This window comes from Hymenobacter psoromatis, assembly GCA_001596155.1.
GTDB lineage: Bacteria > Bacteroidota > Bacteroidia > Cytophagales > Hymenobacteraceae > Hymenobacter.
This window is the reverse complement of sequence record CP014771.1, coordinates 1,773,591-1,789,903: the sequence shown is the minus strand read 5'-3', so window position 1 is coordinate 1,789,903 and position 16,313 is coordinate 1,773,591. Positions and strand designations below refer to the sequence as shown.

The 16,313-nt window shown below is 59.2% G+C and carries 13 protein-coding genes; 4 read left to right on the top strand and 9 right to left on the bottom strand.

All coding sequences use genetic code 11. The features are described 5' to 3' along the window. Nucleotides 1-507: 507 nt before the first annotated feature. Nucleotides 508-4,638, top strand: a complete 4,131-nt coding sequence (locus tag A0257_07575; GenBank protein AMR26981.1) for a hypothetical protein — start codon at nt 508-510, stop codon at nt 4,636-4,638. A 79-nt stretch (nt 4,639-4,717) separates the two neighbouring features. On the opposite strand, the gene A0257_07570 is transcribed toward A0257_07575, so the two are convergent. Beyond that, a complete protein-coding gene (locus tag A0257_07570; protein ID AMR26980.1) occupies nt 4,718-5,107 on the bottom strand; it encodes a hypothetical protein in 390 nt (129 codons plus the stop codon). Nucleotides 5,108-5,143: 36 nt separating this feature from the next. Further along, complete coding sequence (locus A0257_07565) at nt 5,144-5,485, bottom strand: hypothetical protein (protein ID AMR26979.1); 342 nt, start codon at nt 5,483-5,485, stop codon at nt 5,144-5,146. Nucleotides 5,486-5,896: 411 nt separating this feature from the next. Between A0257_07565 and A0257_07560 the strand changes: the two genes are divergently transcribed. Together A0257_07560 and A0257_07555 are read left to right on the top strand one after the other, a co-directional pair. Beyond that, the gene (locus A0257_07560) at nt 5,897-6,571 is read left to right on the top strand and encodes a hypothetical protein (GenBank protein AMR29665.1); all 675 of its coding nucleotides are present in this window, start codon (nt 5,897-5,899) and stop codon (nt 6,569-6,571) included. 170 nt (nt 6,572-6,741) lie between these two features. Next, nucleotides 6,742-7,809 (top strand): hypothetical protein, encoded by a 1,068-nt coding sequence (locus A0257_07555; protein ID AMR26978.1) that lies wholly within the window; start codon nt 6,742-6,744, stop codon nt 7,807-7,809. A gap of 140 nt (nt 7,810-7,949) precedes the next feature. Here A0257_07555 and A0257_07550 read toward each other — a convergent pair whose 3' ends face one another. From A0257_07550 to A0257_07540, 3 genes are read right to left on the bottom strand one after another with little or no spacing between them, the layout of a single operon-like run. Continuing rightward, nucleotides 7,950-8,924 (bottom strand): tryptophan--tRNA ligase, encoded by a 975-nt coding sequence (locus A0257_07550; protein ID AMR26977.1) that lies wholly within the window; start codon nt 8,922-8,924, stop codon nt 7,950-7,952. A 13-nt stretch (nt 8,925-8,937) separates the two neighbouring features. After that, entirely contained in the window at nt 8,938-9,588 is a 651-nt protein-coding gene (locus tag A0257_07545) for a hypothetical protein (GenBank protein ID AMR26976.1), read from the bottom strand. A gap of 30 nt (nt 9,589-9,618) precedes the next feature. After that, nucleotides 9,619-10,365, bottom strand: a complete 747-nt coding sequence (locus A0257_07540; protein ID AMR26975.1) for a hypothetical protein — start codon at nt 10,363-10,365, stop codon at nt 9,619-9,621. Between the two features lie 290 nt (nt 10,366-10,655). Between A0257_07540 and A0257_07535 the strand changes: the two genes are divergently transcribed. Next, nucleotides 10,656-11,780 (top strand): hypothetical protein, encoded by a 1,125-nt coding sequence (locus tag A0257_07535; GenBank protein AMR26974.1) that lies wholly within the window; start codon nt 10,656-10,658, stop codon nt 11,778-11,780. A 76-nt stretch (nt 11,781-11,856) separates the two neighbouring features. Here A0257_07535 and A0257_07530 read toward each other — a convergent pair whose 3' ends face one another. The 4 genes from A0257_07530 to A0257_07515 all read right to left on the bottom strand — a co-directional run bounded on the left by A0257_07530 (nt 11,857) and on the right by A0257_07515 (nt 16,298). Further along, the gene (locus tag A0257_07530; GenBank protein ID AMR26973.1) at nt 11,857-12,774 is read right to left on the bottom strand and encodes a ribonuclease Z; all 918 of its coding nucleotides are present in this window, start codon (nt 12,772-12,774) and stop codon (nt 11,857-11,859) included. Between the two features lie 171 nt (nt 12,775-12,945). Then, entirely contained in the window at nt 12,946-13,320 is a 375-nt protein-coding gene (locus tag A0257_07525) for an anti-anti-sigma factor (protein AMR26972.1), read from the bottom strand. Nucleotides 13,321-13,447: 127 nt separating this feature from the next. Continuing rightward, nucleotides 13,448-14,326 (bottom strand): hypothetical protein, encoded by an 879-nt coding sequence (locus tag A0257_07520; GenBank protein AMR26971.1) that lies wholly within the window; start codon nt 14,324-14,326, stop codon nt 13,448-13,450. Nucleotides 14,327-14,459: 133 nt separating this feature from the next. Beyond that, entirely contained in the window at nt 14,460-16,298 is a 1,839-nt protein-coding gene (locus tag A0257_07515) for a glycogen synthase (protein ID AMR26970.1), read from the bottom strand. Nucleotides 16,299-16,313 lie beyond the last annotated feature (15 nt).

The window sequence follows — 16,313 nt, the reverse complement described above, 5'->3', positions numbered from 1 at the left end:
GGCAAAAATGCCCGAATTTTTTATCAGTCTGGTTTTTGCGCCGCTGGCGGAGCCTTTTGGTGGCCTTGCTGCCGACTAATTTTTTAGTTCGGCCAGCGGGCGCGCTCGGTAAAGGAATGCTTTTTACAGCTTAAAGTAAAGAATAGAGGAGGTTTTTTTGTATTCAAAATATATGAAAAATAATTTGATTTTGCCTTCGATTTTTAACTATTTTAGTGACCTGGGTAATACAATGTTGCCCGAATTTTTTTTGCTGGGGTAGTGGATTGTGCCTGTATCTTCGCCACGGAGCGTTCCTAAACCAAATATTTTTTTTAGTAATTCCACTCAAGTCAGCCCGTTGCGTTTATCAAAAATTAATAATACAATCTTCTTAAAACCAGGATTTCAGCCTAGGCAAAGTATTTAACATGCATAAAATGAAATGAACATTTTATGATTAAAATTTGAATGGTTTCCACAGTTTTTTTCGCTCTTCTGTAGCGTGTTCGTAAATTTAAGTATAGTATGCCCTTGTTCCTTGTTAAAAAATACCTGTTGCCAGTAGTCGTTTTTTTGAAACTCAGCTTCGCGGTAGCCCAGATTACGCCTAATGCTGGTGAGCAGGCAATAAGCATCGGCACCATTACGGAGAGCGTTGTAACGGGCCAGGACTATTCGCCCTGGCGCGACGATAACCTCAACAACCTGGTGCAGAACTGCTGGCTACCCACCAATTTCCAGTACATGGACGTGACGCTGAAACTTCAGCAAACCACGGTGCTAACCCGGTTAGCGCTCTTCGACTATGAAGGGGTGTTTACGTCGGCCCCGGCCACGATTTATGCGCAGTATGGCACGCAGCGCACGCTTATCGGCACTTTCACGGGAGAAACGTATTATCAATACGTGAATATGGTAGTGAGTGGCGGCGTGATGGCTGATGCCATCGTGATTCATAAATTCAGCAATAACATTCCGGTGAAGGTGAAGGTGTTTGGCAAGGCTGGCACTGCGGCGGCGGTGCAGGCGGTGGCGCCTGCACTCACCTTTGGGCCCCTACCCCCCCGCACGGTGGGCAACGCGCCCTTTGCGCTGGCGGCCAGCAGCACCAACACTGCTGCTTCCATCAGCTATACCTCCTCGACGCCCGCCGTGGTGAGCGTGTCGGCGGCAACCGGCCAGTGGTTGGCTACGGTGGTGGGCGCGGGCTCGGCCACCATCACGGCAAGTCAGGCGGCTAGTGCTAACTACTTGGCGGCCAGCACCAGCCAGACGCAGCTCGTGCAGGCAGCGCCTACCCCCCCTCCCGCAGTGACCACTGCCAGCACCAGCGGCAAGATTCCGATTGATGCCACGCGCTGGTATGGGCTCAGCAACTCGCCCAATAATATTCAGCCGCTCTTTGATGGCTCAATTACGACGGGCTCGATTACGGGCTGGGGCAAGATTATACCGAGCTACGATACGTACTATACCTTCCAGCCGGGCGAGGCGATGAGCATCGAGAGCATCCGCTTTTATGATGGGGGTAGCAATAATATGAGCGACCCCATGACGCTTTCGGTCATTACCAACACCGGGCAGCGCGTGGCCATTGGCACATATAAAGGCGGGCATAATTACCAGTGGGAAGGACCCGACCCCAACCAGCTAACCAACTTCAAGCTGCCCTCGCCCATCAGCAATATCCGGGCGCTGGTCATCACGGCCACCTGGGGCTACCCCACCGAAATAGAGCTATACGGCACCTACGTGCCGGGCACGCCGCTGCCCGTTACCAACCAGACCGGCGTTGCGGTGCAGAAGAAGATTAAATTAGGCCAGGAGATGGGCGTGAATGGCTTTGAGTGGGATTTGGAAGACCCAAGCAACCCGCTGGTAATTGACGAAACCCGCCTGACGGCCGTAAAAAACTTCACCGGCGTCCGGCACTACCTCGATTGGAGCAAGCTGGAATCGACGCAGGGGAACTTCACCTATAACCCCGTGCACAGTGGCGGCTGGAACTACGACGTGATGTACCAGCGCCTTAAGGCCGAAGGTATCGAGGTGCTGGCCTGCCTCAAGACGGTGCCCGACTGGATGCTGGCCTCGTATCCCAGCGCCGACCGCGATGCCGAAAACGTGCCCGTGCGCTATGGCAGCGACTTCAGCGACCCCAACTCGTACATCGACCAGGCGCGGATGGCTTTTCAGTACGTGGCCCGCTATGGCTCCAACCTGAACGTGAACCCGGCCCTGCTGCACGTCGATACGAGCACTCGCTGGTTTGGCGACCCGGCCAACCAGATTAAGATTGGCCTGGGCTATATTAAGTACGTTGAGTGTGATAATGAGCGCGATAAGTGGTGGAAGGGCCGCAAAGCCTACCAAACTGCCTTCGAATATGCGGCCAACCTGTCGGCCTTCTACGATGGCAACAAGAACACGATGGGCGCGGGGGTAGGCGTCAAAAATGCTGACCCTAACATGCAGGTCGTGATGGCGGGGCTGGCCTCACCCAATCCCGACTACGTGCGCGGCATGATTGACTGGTGCCGCCAAAACCGGGGCCTCAAGGCCGACGGTTCGGTAAACCTGTGCTGGGATGTGATTAATTACCACCTCTACTCAAACGATGCCAGCACCTCGCAAAATGGCACCTCCACCCGCGGCTCGGCGCCCGAAGTCTCGAATGCCGGCCAGGTAGCTCAGAGCTTTATTAACATGGCCCACCAGTATGCCAACGACATGCCGGTGTGGGTAACCGAAACCGGCTACGACACCAACCAGGGCAGCCCGTTGCACGCGCCCGCCATCGGTGGCCGGTCGGTGCTGCAAACGGAAGCTGACTGGACCCTGCGCACGGCGCTGCTCTATGCCCGCTGGGGGGTAGAGCGCACGTTTTTCTACGAGCTGCACGACGATAATCCGACCAATCCGATTCAGTTTGGCTCGTCGGGCCTCCTCAATACGGACCAAACGCCGAAGCCGGCCGCTACTTTTCTGCGGCAGGCCAATGCCTTGCTGGGGGCCTATTCCTACACGGGCACCCTCAACAGCGACCCCCTCGTGGACCGCTATGAGGCGAATGGCAAAACCATCTATGCCCTGGTGGTGCCCGATGAGAAAGCGCGCACCGCTACTTACACTCTCGACCTGGGCACTGCCGACTCGGCCCGCATCTACCAGCCCCAGGAGGGTAAGGCCAGCATGCTGGCCAGCCGCGTAAAGACCCAAGGCGGCAAAGTGACGCTCACCGTAACCGAGACGCCGCAGTTTGTGCTGGCTGGCGGGGGCGCTACCCCTGCCACCACGGCGGTAGCTTGCGCGGGCACGGGCTCGATTGGCTGGGAGCAGTGGACCAACATCGCGGGCACGAGCGTAGCCGCCATTCCGGTGGGCACGGCGGCCAACAACTCGGCCGTGCTGACCAAGCTGGAGAGCGCCTACAACATTGGCGACAACTACGGGGCGCGCATTCGCGGCTATATCTGCCCACCCCAGAGCGGCAGCTATACCTTCCAGATTGCGGGCGACGACGACTGCCAGCTCTGGCTCAGTACCGACGACACGCCCGCCAACAAGGTGCAGCTGGCCGGCTTCAGCGGCTGGACTAACCCCGGCGAGTGGAGCAAGTACGGCAGCCAGAAGTCGGGAACGGTGAGCCTGGTGGCTGGCCGGCGCTACTACGTGGAGGTGCTGCACAAGGAAGGCAACGGTGCCGACTTCGTAGCCGTGGGCTGGAACCTGCCCGACGGCTCGGCCGAGCTACCCATCGCCGGCAGCCACCTCATTCCTTACACGGCCCCTGCGGCTACCCCTGCGGCTACGGCCTGCGCAGGCACGGGCTCCATTGGCTGGGAGCAGTGGACCAACGTGGCGGGCACGAGCGTGGCGAACATTCCGTTGGCTACGCCGCCCAATGTCACGGCTACGCTCACGCAGCTGGAAGGCGGCCGCAACATCGGCGATAATTACGGGACTCGCATTCGCGGCTACCTCTGCCCGCCCCAGGATGGGGCCTACGTCTTCCATATCTCTGGCGATGACGACTCGCAGCTGTGGCTGAGCACGGATGATGCGGTTGCCAATAAGGTATTGATTGCCAGTGTAAACGGTTGGACCAGCTACCGGGAGTGGAACAAGTACAGCAGCCAGAAGTCGGCGGCGGTGAACCTGCTGGCCGGTCACCGCTACTATGTGGAGGTGCTGCAAAAAGAGGCGGGCGGCGACGACAACGTGTCCGTGGCCTGGACGCTGCCCTCGGGCCAGGAAGAAGCGCCCATCGCCGGCAGCCACCTCATTCCCTTCACCACTACCAGCAGCGTGGCCAAAACGACGGCCAGCGTCTCGGCCGTCTCCTCGGCCTCGGCCCTTGCCACCGACGACGGCGCTGCCCCCGCCGCCGATGCCCAGCTGGAGCTCCAGGCCTATCCCAATCCCTTCACCGGCCAAACGACCATCGAATTCAGCCTGCCCGCCGCTGGCCCGGTTAAGCTGTCGGTTTTCGATACCCGCAATCAACTCGTGCGGCAGCTCTACAACGGCAACGTCGAAGCGGGTGTGCGGCAGCAGTTTACGCTCGTGGGCACCGGCCTGCTGCCCGGCATGTACCTGCTCCAATTGGTGACGGCGACCAACGTCGTAACCAAAAAGCTCATGCGCATCGACTAGCCACCGGCGCAGCCCCTAAAAAAGCCCCGTTTCCAAGCTGGAAACGGGGCTTTTTTAGGGGCTGGCAATTGCCGGACCCTCAGTCCAGCTCATTATCAGGAATAATGATGAAGCGCTGCTTTTCATACACCAGCGCCAGCGAGGCAATGCCATCTTTCTGCCAATCGGCTACGAGCGGCATTCCCTGGCGAATCAGGTTTTTAATTATCTCCGGAATCACCTCCAGCAGCGATTCTGTTAGCTGCTTTACCGTTGTTTCTTCCTGGTTTATCTCTTCGATAATTTCATTCATGCGGCGCTCGTGCTCACTGGCGGCCACCACATTGGCAACGGACAGCGTGCGCTGCCCCGGCACCAGGGGCACCGGATTATGAGCGGAGGCCTCGGTAAGCTTCTCTTGCAGGTAGGATAGCTTACGTTGCGTATATACCACACCGTGCATTTGGCGGGCAAGCTGTTCTTGGTCCATGAGGGGGGGGTAGGCGGGCCGGGTGGCTGAAAAAAGTTATTCCTGGCGGTGATAAGGCCGGAACAGGTGCGGTACGAACGAGGCTACCTGCGGCCCCATGCCGCCGTGGGCGGCATAAAAATCCTTGATGGCGATTTCCAAACCGGCCCGGTCGTGCAGGCCAATGGTGGCAAACACGTCTTGCGCGGCCAGCGGCGCGGCCAGCGTACTCAGGCGGCAGCTCTCAATCCCCAGCGGGTGCTCAATGTAAAGACTCACCCCATCGCGGGCGGCATGGTCGAACTGGTAGCGCCAGGTCTGGTTGAAATTATCCCGGCTATTGCGCGATTCCTGGCGGGTAGGCGCAAAGCCGAGGCTTCGCAGATAGGTATCGGTCATGGCAGCGACAGAAATTAGATTTTACTGCTTTTACGAATAGACTCGGCAGTGTGTTATTATCCTACCCAAAACCAGTTTTTTAGCTAAATGGTTTGGCGCTTGTCAGGAAGGTAGTAAAATAAGGATTGCCTGCGCGTAACATGAGCGCCAGGTGTGGCTCATGCGCACCAGTGACAGGGGTAGGCAGCCGCATACTCACTCACCTGCGTACTTCTGCGAGGCCGCCGCCGTTGAAATAGGAGGTTGCCGTGTTTCTTTGCTTCTCATCTCCACCTGCTTACAATGGCTAAATCTGCTGCTCCTTCCGCGCCGCCTACCCCTCCCACCAAGCCGAACCTGGCTGCCCGCCCCAAAGCGCCCCGTGCCAAAGCGACCCCCGACTCCGACCTGGCCCCGGCTACTGCGGAGCTGCTGCCCGACCGCCTCAACCTCATTGCCCAGGGCCTGCGCGAAAAATCGAGCGCCAAGCAGGCTATTTTTCGGGCTACGCAGGCGGCATTTACGCTGCTGCGCCAGGTGTCGCAGCAGCTGTGCCTGGAGCTGACCCAGAAGGTAACCGCCGACGCCGACGCCAGCGTAAAGATTGAGTGCCTGCCCGTTAACGAGATGGAATTTCACATCCGCTTCTCGGGCGACTTGCTGGTGTTCGTGATGCACTCCAACATCGTCACGTTTGCCGACGATTTCGGGCCGCTCAACACGCCCTACGTGGAGGCCGACTTCCGGCGGCGCTTCTTTGGCCACATCATGGCCTACAACTTCATGGCCGATAGCATCCGCTATCAGCGCCTGAACGACCCCGGCTACCTACTGGGCCGCCTGTTTATCAACATCGACAACCATTATTTTCTGGAAGGCGTGCAGCAGCTGGAGCTGCCCGGCCACGATATGAGCGGCAGCATCGTCACGGCCGAATCGCTGCGCCTGTTCGTGGAAAGCGCCATGATTGCCGCCGTCAACAACGACCTCATTGCTCCGCCGCTACCCGAAATTCAGAAAATATCGGTGAAGCAAAAGCTGGAAAACCAGCAGGTGAGCCGCGGTAGTAAGGTGGGCTTTAGTTTCGCCCATCAGCAGCAGTACTAATGTTTTGGCGGGGATAGGGCCGGCCAACGGGGACGTCCGAGAATGAAGAAAAGTATAAGAAAATCAACTGTTTAGAGAGATAGCCGTAAAGCGTAAAACTCAATTTCCGCAATGGCGGAGGTTACTATCTTCCTCGTTGATATTTTCCTTCCACTTCCTTCTCCACTCCCATGAACCCAACTCCTAATCCCGACTACCCCGCCCGCCCGATTGTGGCCGACGTGACCCCCGCCTACCCCCCCAATTATTCTGCCACTACTACCACCGCCGACCCCAAGCTGCACCGGCGCATCTCGTGGGGCGCGGTGTTTGGCGGCGCGCTGCTGGCGCTCGTTACCGAGTTGGGGCTGAGCATGTTGGGCGTTGGAATTGGCCTGAGCACCGTGAACCCTATGCAGGAGGGCAATCCGTTCAATGGGCTTGGCACGGGGGCCATCATCTGGTACGGTATCAGCACGCTGGTGGCGCTGTATGTGGGAGGTGTGGTAGCCGGGCGGCTGGCCGGCAGCCCGCGCCGCGCCGATGGCCTATTGCACGGCCTGCTGAGCTGGTGCCTGGTTACGCTCTTCACGTTCTACCTGCTCACGACGGCCGTGGGCGGCATCATTAGCGGGGTAGGCGGCCTGGCGGGCCGCACGCTCACGGCCGCCGGCAGCGGCATTGCTGCCGTGGCTCCGCAGGCTGGCGATGCTATTCAGGGGGAGTTGAAAAAGCAGGGCATTGACGTCAACGACCTCAAGCACGAAGCCCGCACGCTGCTTCAGCAAACCGGCAAGCCTGAGCTGCAGCCGAGCGCCCTCGAAAGCCAGGCCCGCGCCGCTGGCAACAACGCCAAAGCCGCCGCCGGCCAGAGCGCCGCAAACCCGCAGGACGCGGGCGAAACCCTCGACCAGGTGTTCGATAACCTGACTTCCCGCGCCGACAACATCGGCAACGCCGCCGACCGCGACGCCGCCGTGAACGTGGTGATGAAGCGCACCGGCAAGAGCCGCGCCGAGTCGGAGCAAATCGTGGACAACTGGATTAACACCGCCAAGGAGGCCCAGGCCAAGCTGAAGCAAGCCAAGGACGCCGCCGCTCTAAAAGCCCGCGAGGTAGGCGAGGCCACCGCCTCAGCCTTGTCGAAGGCCGCTATCTACACCTTCATTGGCATGGTGCTGGGCGCGCTGGCCGCCGGCTTCGGCGGCTTCCAGGCCACGCCCGGCGAACGACTGGTCCAAACCGAGCGCCGGAATTAAATTGTAGTTAGAAAACAATAAAACGGGTTTAAGAACTTGACTAATAAGTTCTTAAACCCGTTTTATTGTTTTCTAATCCTACTTTTCGCTACCCGTCCACAAAATCCGATTCATCCGAAAAATCCGGATGAATCCGTGGTTCAGACACCATAGCCTACCTTTTCGCGCACCTTGGCCAGCACGCCCGCGCCATATTCCTGCGCTCGCCGCGCGCCGCTAGCCAGCGCGGCATCCAGCTCCGGCAGGTTATTCATGTAGAAGGTAAAGCGCTCACGCTCCGGCGCAAAGCGCCGCAAAATCAGCTCGTAGAGCGCCTGTTTGGCCGCGCCGTAGCCGTAGCCGCCGGCTAGGTAGCGCTGGCGCAGGTCGGCCGTTTCGGTGGGGGTAGCGAGCAGCGAATACAGCCGGAACGTGACGTCTGTATCGGGGTCTTTGGGGTCTTCGAGCAGCATGCTACTTGAAATGATGGTTTTGATAGTTTTCAGCAGCTCCTTTTCGGGCGCAAACACGTCGATGATGTTGCCGTAGCTCTTGCTCATCTTCGCGCCGTCGGTGCCGGGAATGGTCATCAGTTCGGCATCGACGCGGGCCTGGGGCTCCACCAGCGTGTCGCCGTAGCGGCTGTTGAAAGCGTGCGCGATGTCGCGGGCTATTTCGAGGTGCTGAATCTGGTCCTTGCCCACGGGCACAATTTCGGCATCGTAGAGCAGGATATCGGCCGCCATCAGCACCGGGTAGGTAAAGAGGCCCGCGTTCACGTCCGATAGCTTATCGCTCTTGTCCTTGAAGCTGTGCGCGTTGGCCAGCATGGGGTAGGGCGTGAAGCACGACAAATACCACGTCAGCTCGGTCACCTGCGGCACGTCGGACTGCCGGTAAAACAGGTTTTTCTCGGTGTCGAAGCCGCAGGCCAGCCAGGCCGCCGCCACGGCGTAGGTGTTGGCGCGCAGCAGCGCGGGGTCGCGCACGGTCGTGAGCGAGTGCAAATCGGCGATGAAGTACAGCGAGTCGTTGGCCGGGTTTTTCGACAGCTCGATGGCGGGTAGGATGGCACCGAGCAGGTTGCCCAGGTGTGGGCGGCCAGTGCTCTGAATGCCAGTAAGGATGCGGGACATGGGAATTACGTAATTAATCGACACCAAAAGGAGGTATTGGCTTGGGTCTTATAAAGGTCTGATTAGTATTGAGCGCGTGCATAAAAGCAGGTAATTCATCAATGCTAATGTTACCGTTGTTGAGCAAGGCTAGCAAATCGGGACGGGCAGCGACGAAAGGAGCCAGCGCTTCCCGAAAGCGCTTGCCCTTGCCTGTGTAGGCGCTCACCGGCAGGGTAGTCGTTGAATCCAGTGCCACGTCGTACAGCATATAAGTGTTTAATTCACGGCTGCTGTAATTGGGGCCACCTACCGTATAGCAGTAACGATAAAGGGAAATTTTGCCGCTATCCACTACTTCTACAAACAGCTTTTCCTCCTGCTTAACGGACCAGAATCCGCTCTTGGTTTTGAAGCCGCTCGCCGCGATGTAATGCGTAGTACCAATTTGGGCACTGTACACCTCGTCCGGCGTGTATTTAATTTGTTTGCCTTGTTCGTCTTTAACCACCAACTCGTGCGCATACACCTTGATGTTACCAGGGTAGCGCACCAGTCGATTATCACTAAGCACATAAAATCCGGACTCGGCCCTATGACCAAATAACAGGCTCTTTTGCATTTGCGCGTAGCTGGTCAGGCACGACATACTTAGGACCAAGTAGCAGGTAATTCTTTTAAACATATAGTTAATAAAAATTGGAAAATTGATAATCTACACGCTCTTATCCACAAACGCCTCTTCTTGCAATTCCACGGTTTCTTCTGGGCCTAAATACCGGTCAATAGCATAATGAGCCAGATAAAGTACTGGCGTGAGCACGATGGCGGCAGCAAATTTGTACCAGTAGTTGAACTTGGCTACGCTGATAACCTGCGTCATCGACCAGTTGCCGAACAAATAGAATGCCACGTAGAGCACCACGAAGCTGTCCACGAGCTGCGAAATGAGCGTGGAGCCGGTGGCCCGCAGCCAGATATACTTGCTGCCCGTGACGCGCCGAAATGCTTGGAACACGCTGGCATCGAGCATCTGCCCGATAATAAACGCCACCAGCGAGCCGATAATAATGCCCAGCCCTTGCCGGAAAATACTCTGGTAAGCAAACTCAATATTAAAGGGCCGGCCCTGCGCGTCCGTCTTGTTTAGGTCGAGCCAGAAATCAGCTGGTATCAGCTTGGTAGTGCCCAGAATAACCAAAAAGGCGTACAAAATCAGCCCTACCGTGAGGAAGGTGATGCGTAGCACGCCCTTGCGCCCGAAGTACTCGTTGATAATGTCGGTGGTGATGAACACGACCGGCCACACCAGCACCCCCGCCGTGAGATTGCCGCTCAGCCCGAAGGTCTTTTCAACCGAGAAAATCTTGACGCCGATAATTTCGGCCAATAGCGCATTCACCAGAAAAATGCCGCTGAGCACCAGGTAAAGCTGCTGTTTTTTGTGGGCGTAGGAGGGCATTTATAAGTGCGGTAAGCTTTAGCTTGCCGGGGGGGGTAGGGTAAGCTTTAGCTTGCCGGGCGTGAGTCGTGATTGCTAAGACAGCAAGCTAAAGCTTACCGCACATTTCTAAAACGGTAAGCTAAGTACTCGTGCAAAAGTATATGGTATAAAAAGAACGTCATTCCAAGCTTGCCGAGGAATCTCGCGTGCGTCGTGGAACGAGGCCCGAATGACGCGAGCGAGATTCCTCGGCAAGCTTGGAATGACCAGGGCAAAAGCACCAAAAGGTAAGTTAGCGACCTTTGGGGATGGAAGAAGAAGTAGCGGATTTCTTTTGGCAGGTAACGGACTATCGGGTGGAGGGGCGCTGTCTACACGAGCTAAGCGATATTATTTGGCTGGTGCTGTGCGGCTTACTGGCTGATTGCGAAGATTTTGAGCAGATTTATGATTACGCCTGCGACAAACAGGCCGTGCTCGCTCAGTTTCTGAGCTTGCCCGCCGGCATCCCCTCGTCTTATACGTTGCAGCGCGTGTTCAGCCGCCTGAATCCCGTCGAACTTGAAGCCAGCCTCACCCACTGGGGGCAGGACATTATGCGGGTCCTGGCTGGGCAGCAGCTGGCCATCGATGGCAAGCAGGTGCGCGGCACCTGCCTGCCCGGCCAGCGCCAGGCCAGCGTGCAGCTGGTCAGCGTCTGGGCGACCGAACAGCGCCTATGCCTGGCCCAGACCCAAGTGGCCAGCAAAGCCAACGAACTCGTGGCCATCCCCCAAGTGCTCGACCTGGTGGAGGTAGCCGGCAGCGTGGTGAGCATCGATGCCATCGGCTGTCAGCGCGCCATTGCCACGACGCTGGTCGAGCGCCGGGCTGATTATGTGCTGGCCCTCAAGCAGAACCAGCGGACCCTCTTCGAGCAAGTGCAGGCCCACCTTGCCCCGCTACTGCGGCAGGAGCCGGCCTTTGTGAGCCGCGAAAAAGACCACGGCCGCGGCGAGGAACGCCGGGTATGGGTGAGCCGGAACCTGAATCTGGTGGAGGAAGCTGCCGAGTGGGCGGGCCTGGCGGCGGTGGTCTGCGTGCAGACCCGGCGCTGGCAACAGGGGCGGGAGCAGCACAGTACGCGCTACTACCTGAGCTCGCTGGCGCAAGCGAGTGCGGGCGAGTTGGCGGGCTATGTGCGCGGGCACTGGGGCATCGAAAACGACCTGCACTGGCACCTGGATGTCACCTTTGCCGAGGATGCCTGCCGGGTGCGCCAGGGCCACGCCCCGCGCAACCTCTCTACCCTACGCAAGCTGGCTCTCACCCTCTTACGACGTGAGCCAACGAAGATGAGTCTGCCACGCAAGCGCAAGAAAGCGGCTCGCGATGATGACTACCTCCGACAATTGCTCCGCCAGCTAGCTCCACAGCCCCCAGACGCTAACTAACCGTTTGGTGCTTTTGCCCTGTTGGAATGACGTTCTTTTTGTACCATTACTTTTGACTGACTGCTTAAAGCTTACCCTACACGCTCACTTCCAGGCCTTCAGTGGCCAGCTCCGTCCACGGGAAAACGGCCTGCGCTTCCTGCAAATGGGCTTCCAGCTGCTTGTAGCGCGACGAAAAGTGGCCGATGAGCAGGCGGTGGGCATCGGCGGCGCGGGCCAGCTGAGCCGCCTGCCGGGCGGTGCTGTGAAAGGTAGTGGCCGCCCGCTCGCGCAGGTCGTCCAAGAACGTGGCCTCGTGGTAGAGCAGGTCCACGCCGCGCACCAAATCGGCCAGCTCGGGCGTGTACACGGTATCGGAGCAGAAGGCATAGCGGCGCGGCGGCGCGGCCGGCACCGACACGTCGGCGTGGGCCAGGGCCGGGCGGCCGCTTTCAGGGTCGGCGGGCAGGTCGTGGCCCTGCGCCAGCTGGCTTAGCTCGGTGGGCGTGAGGCCGGGGGGTAGGCGCTCTTTCACCAGCTTGGCGCGGCGCGGCTGCTCCTCAAACAGGTAGCCGCTGCACGGAATGCGGTGGCGCATGGGCAGCGACCACACCCGCACCAGGGCATCCTCATACACCACGGCGTGCGCCTCCGTATCGACGGGCACAAACGTGATGGAGTAGCTGGGCTGCATTCGCGAGTGCAGCGCCTGCGTGGTGAGCACCAGCTCCAAGCCGGACGGGCCCACCACCACCAGCGGCTCCTGCCGGCCCTGCAAGCTGAGCGTGCTCAGCAGCCCAAACAGCCCGAAGTAGTGGTCGCCGTGCAGGTGCGAGATAAAAATGACCCGCAGCGAGCTAAGGCGGCGGCGGTGTTCCAGCAGCCGCAGCTGGGTGCCCTCACCGCAGTCGATGAGGTAGCGGCCCTCGCCCACCGATAGTATCTGCGCCGTAGGGTGGCGGCCCACCATAGGGGTAGCCGAGCCACTGCCCAATATTTGAAGCTCGAATGGCATTGTCAGCTGCTAGCTAGTTGCTGTTAGCTTATAGCTTTTTCGCAGGCGCTAACAGGTTATGAAAAAAAAGCAGCCGTTAGCTGCCAGCGCCAACTTTCGTCTAACCGACAAAAAGCTAACAGCCAACAGCTAACGGCTATGCGCCGCATAAAGGCAGCGGCCCAGATAAATCTATTCCTTGTCCGTCAAATCGCGCTCAATGGAGTGCAAAAAGATGCGGTCGATGCCTTCTTCCACCGTAGGCAGAATATGCAGTACCGACTCGAGCTTGCTGATGGTGATGAGCTTAAGCACGTGGTCTTGCAGGCCGGTGAGCACCAACAGCCCGCCTGTCGAGTTGCAGAGCCGGTTGGCAATGAGGATGCTGCTAAGCCCCGACGAATCGGTGTATTTTACGTTTTGCAGGTCGAGTATCAGGTTGTTGCTGCCTTCCGCGTTGAGCTTAACAAACTCCGATTTCAGGTCAGGCGCAACGGTCGTATCGAGCTTCTTTTCATCAATTGTGATGACAGTATAGCTCTCTTTCTTATCAATGGAGTATTTCATAAAAACCGCGGCGGGAGATGGAGAATTACGTGCTGGATGGCGAAGGTAGCGATAAAATGCAGAACGTGAAATGAACCTTTGCCCCCGGCTCATCCTGAACGAATTGACCAGCATCAACCAATTGGGTTCAGGGGGCGGCTACTGTTTTCGGCCCTCCAAAGGTAAGCGAGGCCCACGTACTCAGCCAATCGGCGCGGCTGGCGAGGGCGGCGGGCGCGGCCTCCATGCGCACCGTGGTCAGCAGGTAGGGGCCGGCGTCGGGCAGGCGCAGCAGCACCCGCCCCTGGGCATTGGAATAAGTAGCGAAACGGGTGACGGTCGGCGGCCCTGGCGTGGGTGTGCGATGCGGCCCCGTCAGGGGGGTAGGGTGCCACACCTGCACCTGCGCGCTCGGCACCGGCCGCCCCTGGCTCAGCACCCGCACCGTGAGGGCGGCGCCGGGGCGCAGGCGGTAGGGGTTTTGCTCGGGCACCAGCTCCAGCGGCAGGCCCAGCACGCGGCGATAGCCCGTGTCGGCGGCAGCGGGGGGTAGGGCGGCGCCACGGGTAGCTAATAGCAGCGCCTTGGCGCAGCGGTGGTAGGCCTCGCGGCCGGGCTTGGTGGTGCTTTCGTCGGCTTCCTGGCGCTGGCGCAGGGCGAGGCTCAGGCCTTCCTCGCGCAAATAAGCGGTGAACTGGGCGGCCGGCAGCTCGATATAAGCCAAGTGGCTCGTGAGGGCGACTACGTGCGTGCCCGGCGCGGGGCAGCGCAGGGCCGGGGCCAGCGAGTCGGCCAGCAGCGCGGGGCGCAGGTCGGCCGAATCGAGGGGGGTAGGGCCGAAGCGCACGAAGCGCCGCACCCGGCGCGTGGGCCGCGCCCAACTGGTGCCCGCGAAGTTTTCGCCCACCAATAGCCTGACAGGCACAGCCGCGCCCACGGTTACGTGGTAGCTGGCCGGTTGTAGCCAGAACTCGTGGGCCAGGGCGGCGGCGGGCAGGAGCAGCAGGAGGGGTAGGGATTTGCGCATTATCAATCGTCTGTCATTGCGCGCAAAGCGAAGCAATTGCACCCGCACGATAGCCGAACGAACGGCGTGAGTGTCGTTCAGGTGCGATTGCTTCGCTTTGCTCGTAATGACAGAATTTCCAATTCCCACTTGCTTATTGCCGCTCCAGCGCCAGCGCATACGCCCGGTCGTAATAAACCCGCAGGTTTTTCCAGTCAAAAATATCGGCGGAGCTTTCCACGCGGTTGCGCTGGCTGATGCGCTCGCGGCGGCTCAGCACCACGAAGTTCCAGAGCATGTCGGTCAGCTCCTCGGCGGCCTGGTCGAAGCTGCGCTCCTGGCGGCGCACCACGAAAATGCCTTTTTCCTCGTGGTCGGGCACGTTTTTCTGCACGTAGTCGCCAAAGCCGGAGAGGTCGCTCGTCACGGCCGGCACGCCGCGGGCCACGCACTCCAGCGGGGTGTAGCCCCAGGGCTCGTAGTAGCTCGGAAACACGCCCAGGTGGCAGCCCCGCACGAACTGCCCGTAGTCCATGCCAAACAACGGCGAGGTAGTGCTCACGAAATCAGGGTGATACACGATTTTTACCCGGTCGTGCTTGTTGTTGACCAGGTTGGCCTTGCGCACGAAATTCAGGATGTCATCGTCCTGGTCATTCACCAGGTTGTGGGTAATAACGGAGGGTAGGGCCGAGGTTTTCCAGCTTTGCAGGCCGCGGCGGTAGCGCAGCTTCCAGTAGTCGTCCACCATGCTGTCGAGGTCGGGCAGGCGGTGGTCCTGGCTGGCGGCGGCGGCATAAAACAGCCGCTCGCCCACCTGCTCCTCAATGGCGCGGCAGGTCTGGCGCACCTCCTCCAGCTGGGCGCGGCTTTGCAGCACCAGCGGGTTGATGCTGGTGTAGGGCCGCTTGGTGATGAAAAACATTACGACCTGCCCCGTCAGCCCGCTCTGTTGCAAGCGGTGGTTGAGGCGCGCCAGGGCTTCCAGCGTCAGGTCAAAACCCTTGTTATGATACTCGTAGCGGCCCGAGGTAAAGAGGTAAATCGTCTGGTCGAGGTCGAAAGAATAGCTCTGGAAAAAGTGCGCCATCACAAACTCATGGATTTTATCCTTGTAGAGCTTGTGCAAATTCTGAAATTCGTGCAGGGCCACGAAGCGCTCGATGTTCAAGCCATTCGGCAGCACCGCATCGGGAATTCTATCCAATAAATAGATGCACTCGCGCACCGTCAGCTCGCTCACTGTGGTAAACACGTGACTGCCGTGGGCAGCGGCGCGCTCCATGCTCACGGCCGGCTCGATGTTGAAGCTCCGGGCCTGCGCGCGCCAATCCACCAGCATCAGGTTGTCGTAAAAATTGGGGTCGTTCATGGCCAGGTAGCGGCCCAGCAGCGTGGCGTGCGTCGTAAAAAGCAAGTGCACTGGCACCTGGCGGCGGCGCAATTCGGGAATCGCTACCCCCGTCATCCACTCGTGAAAGTGCCCGATTATCCGCCACTGGTCCACCGTTTGGCGGGCCACGGTTTCGATAAACTGCGTGGCCAGGTGCCCAAAAGCAATGACCTGGTGCAGCAAATCGTCGTTGTCAGGGGCCGGAATCTTGTGGTCGCGCCAGAGGTCGCTTTTCAGCGTCGCCAGCTCGTCGTATTTCTGAAATGGGTTGATGAGCACCGTGCGCGGCCGGCCCGTCACGAGCCACACCCCGAGGCAAATATCCATGCCCTGAGCGCGCAGCGTGCGCACGGCCGTGGCGTAGGGGTCGTTCATGCCGGCCAGCTGGTCGTCGTCGTAGCCCTCAAATTCGCCCTGAGCCATCTGCGGAAAATACGGCCCCAGCAGGCAGTAGCGCCCGCCCCAGGCCGGCATCGTGGCCGGCACCTTCGAGCGAATAACCGTGTAGATGCCGCCCACCTGGTTGCATACCTCCCAGGCTACTTCAATGAGCAAAGAATCGGGGAATAAAGCTTCGGGCGCGGAAGATTGCGGCTGCATAAGCGAGGAGAAGGG

Excerpts from the sequence above, each read along its gene's own strand:
- A0257_07575 (AMR26981.1), top strand. The coding sequence starts at position 508 with ATGCCCTTGTTCCTTGTTAAAAAATACCTGTTGCCAGTAGTCGTTTTT.
- A0257_07535 (AMR26974.1), top strand. The coding sequence starts at position 10,656 with ATGGAAGAAGAAGTAGCGGATTTCTTTTGGCAGGTAACGGACTATCGG.
- A0257_07515 (AMR26970.1), bottom strand. The coding sequence starts at position 16,298 with ATGCAGCCGCAATCTTCCGCGCCCGAAGCTTTATTCCCCGATTCTTTG.
- A0257_07525 (AMR26972.1), bottom strand. The coding sequence starts at position 13,320 with ATGAAATACTCCATTGATAAGAAAGAGAGCTATACTGTCATCACAATT.
- A0257_07540 (AMR26975.1), bottom strand. The coding sequence starts at position 10,365 with ATGCCCTCCTACGCCCACAAAAAACAGCAGCTTTACCTGGTGCTCAGC.
- A0257_07545 (AMR26976.1), bottom strand. The coding sequence starts at position 9,588 with ATGTTTAAAAGAATTACCTGCTACTTGGTCCTAAGTATGTCGTGCCTG.
- A0257_07555 (AMR26978.1), top strand. The coding sequence starts at position 6,742 with ATGAACCCAACTCCTAATCCCGACTACCCCGCCCGCCCGATTGTGGCC.
- A0257_07550 (AMR26977.1), bottom strand. The coding sequence starts at position 8,924 with ATGTCCCGCATCCTTACTGGCATTCAGAGCACTGGCCGCCCACACCTG.
- A0257_07570 (AMR26980.1), bottom strand. The coding sequence starts at position 5,107 with ATGGACCAAGAACAGCTTGCCCGCCAAATGCACGGTGTGGTATATACG.
- A0257_07530 (AMR26973.1), bottom strand. The coding sequence starts at position 12,774 with ATGCCATTCGAGCTTCAAATATTGGGCAGTGGCTCGGCTACCCCTATG.
- A0257_07520 (AMR26971.1), bottom strand. The coding sequence starts at position 14,326 with ATGCGCAAATCCCTACCCCTCCTGCTGCTCCTGCCCGCCGCCGCCCTG.
- A0257_07565 (AMR26979.1), bottom strand. The coding sequence starts at position 5,485 with ATGACCGATACCTATCTGCGAAGCCTCGGCTTTGCGCCTACCCGCCAG.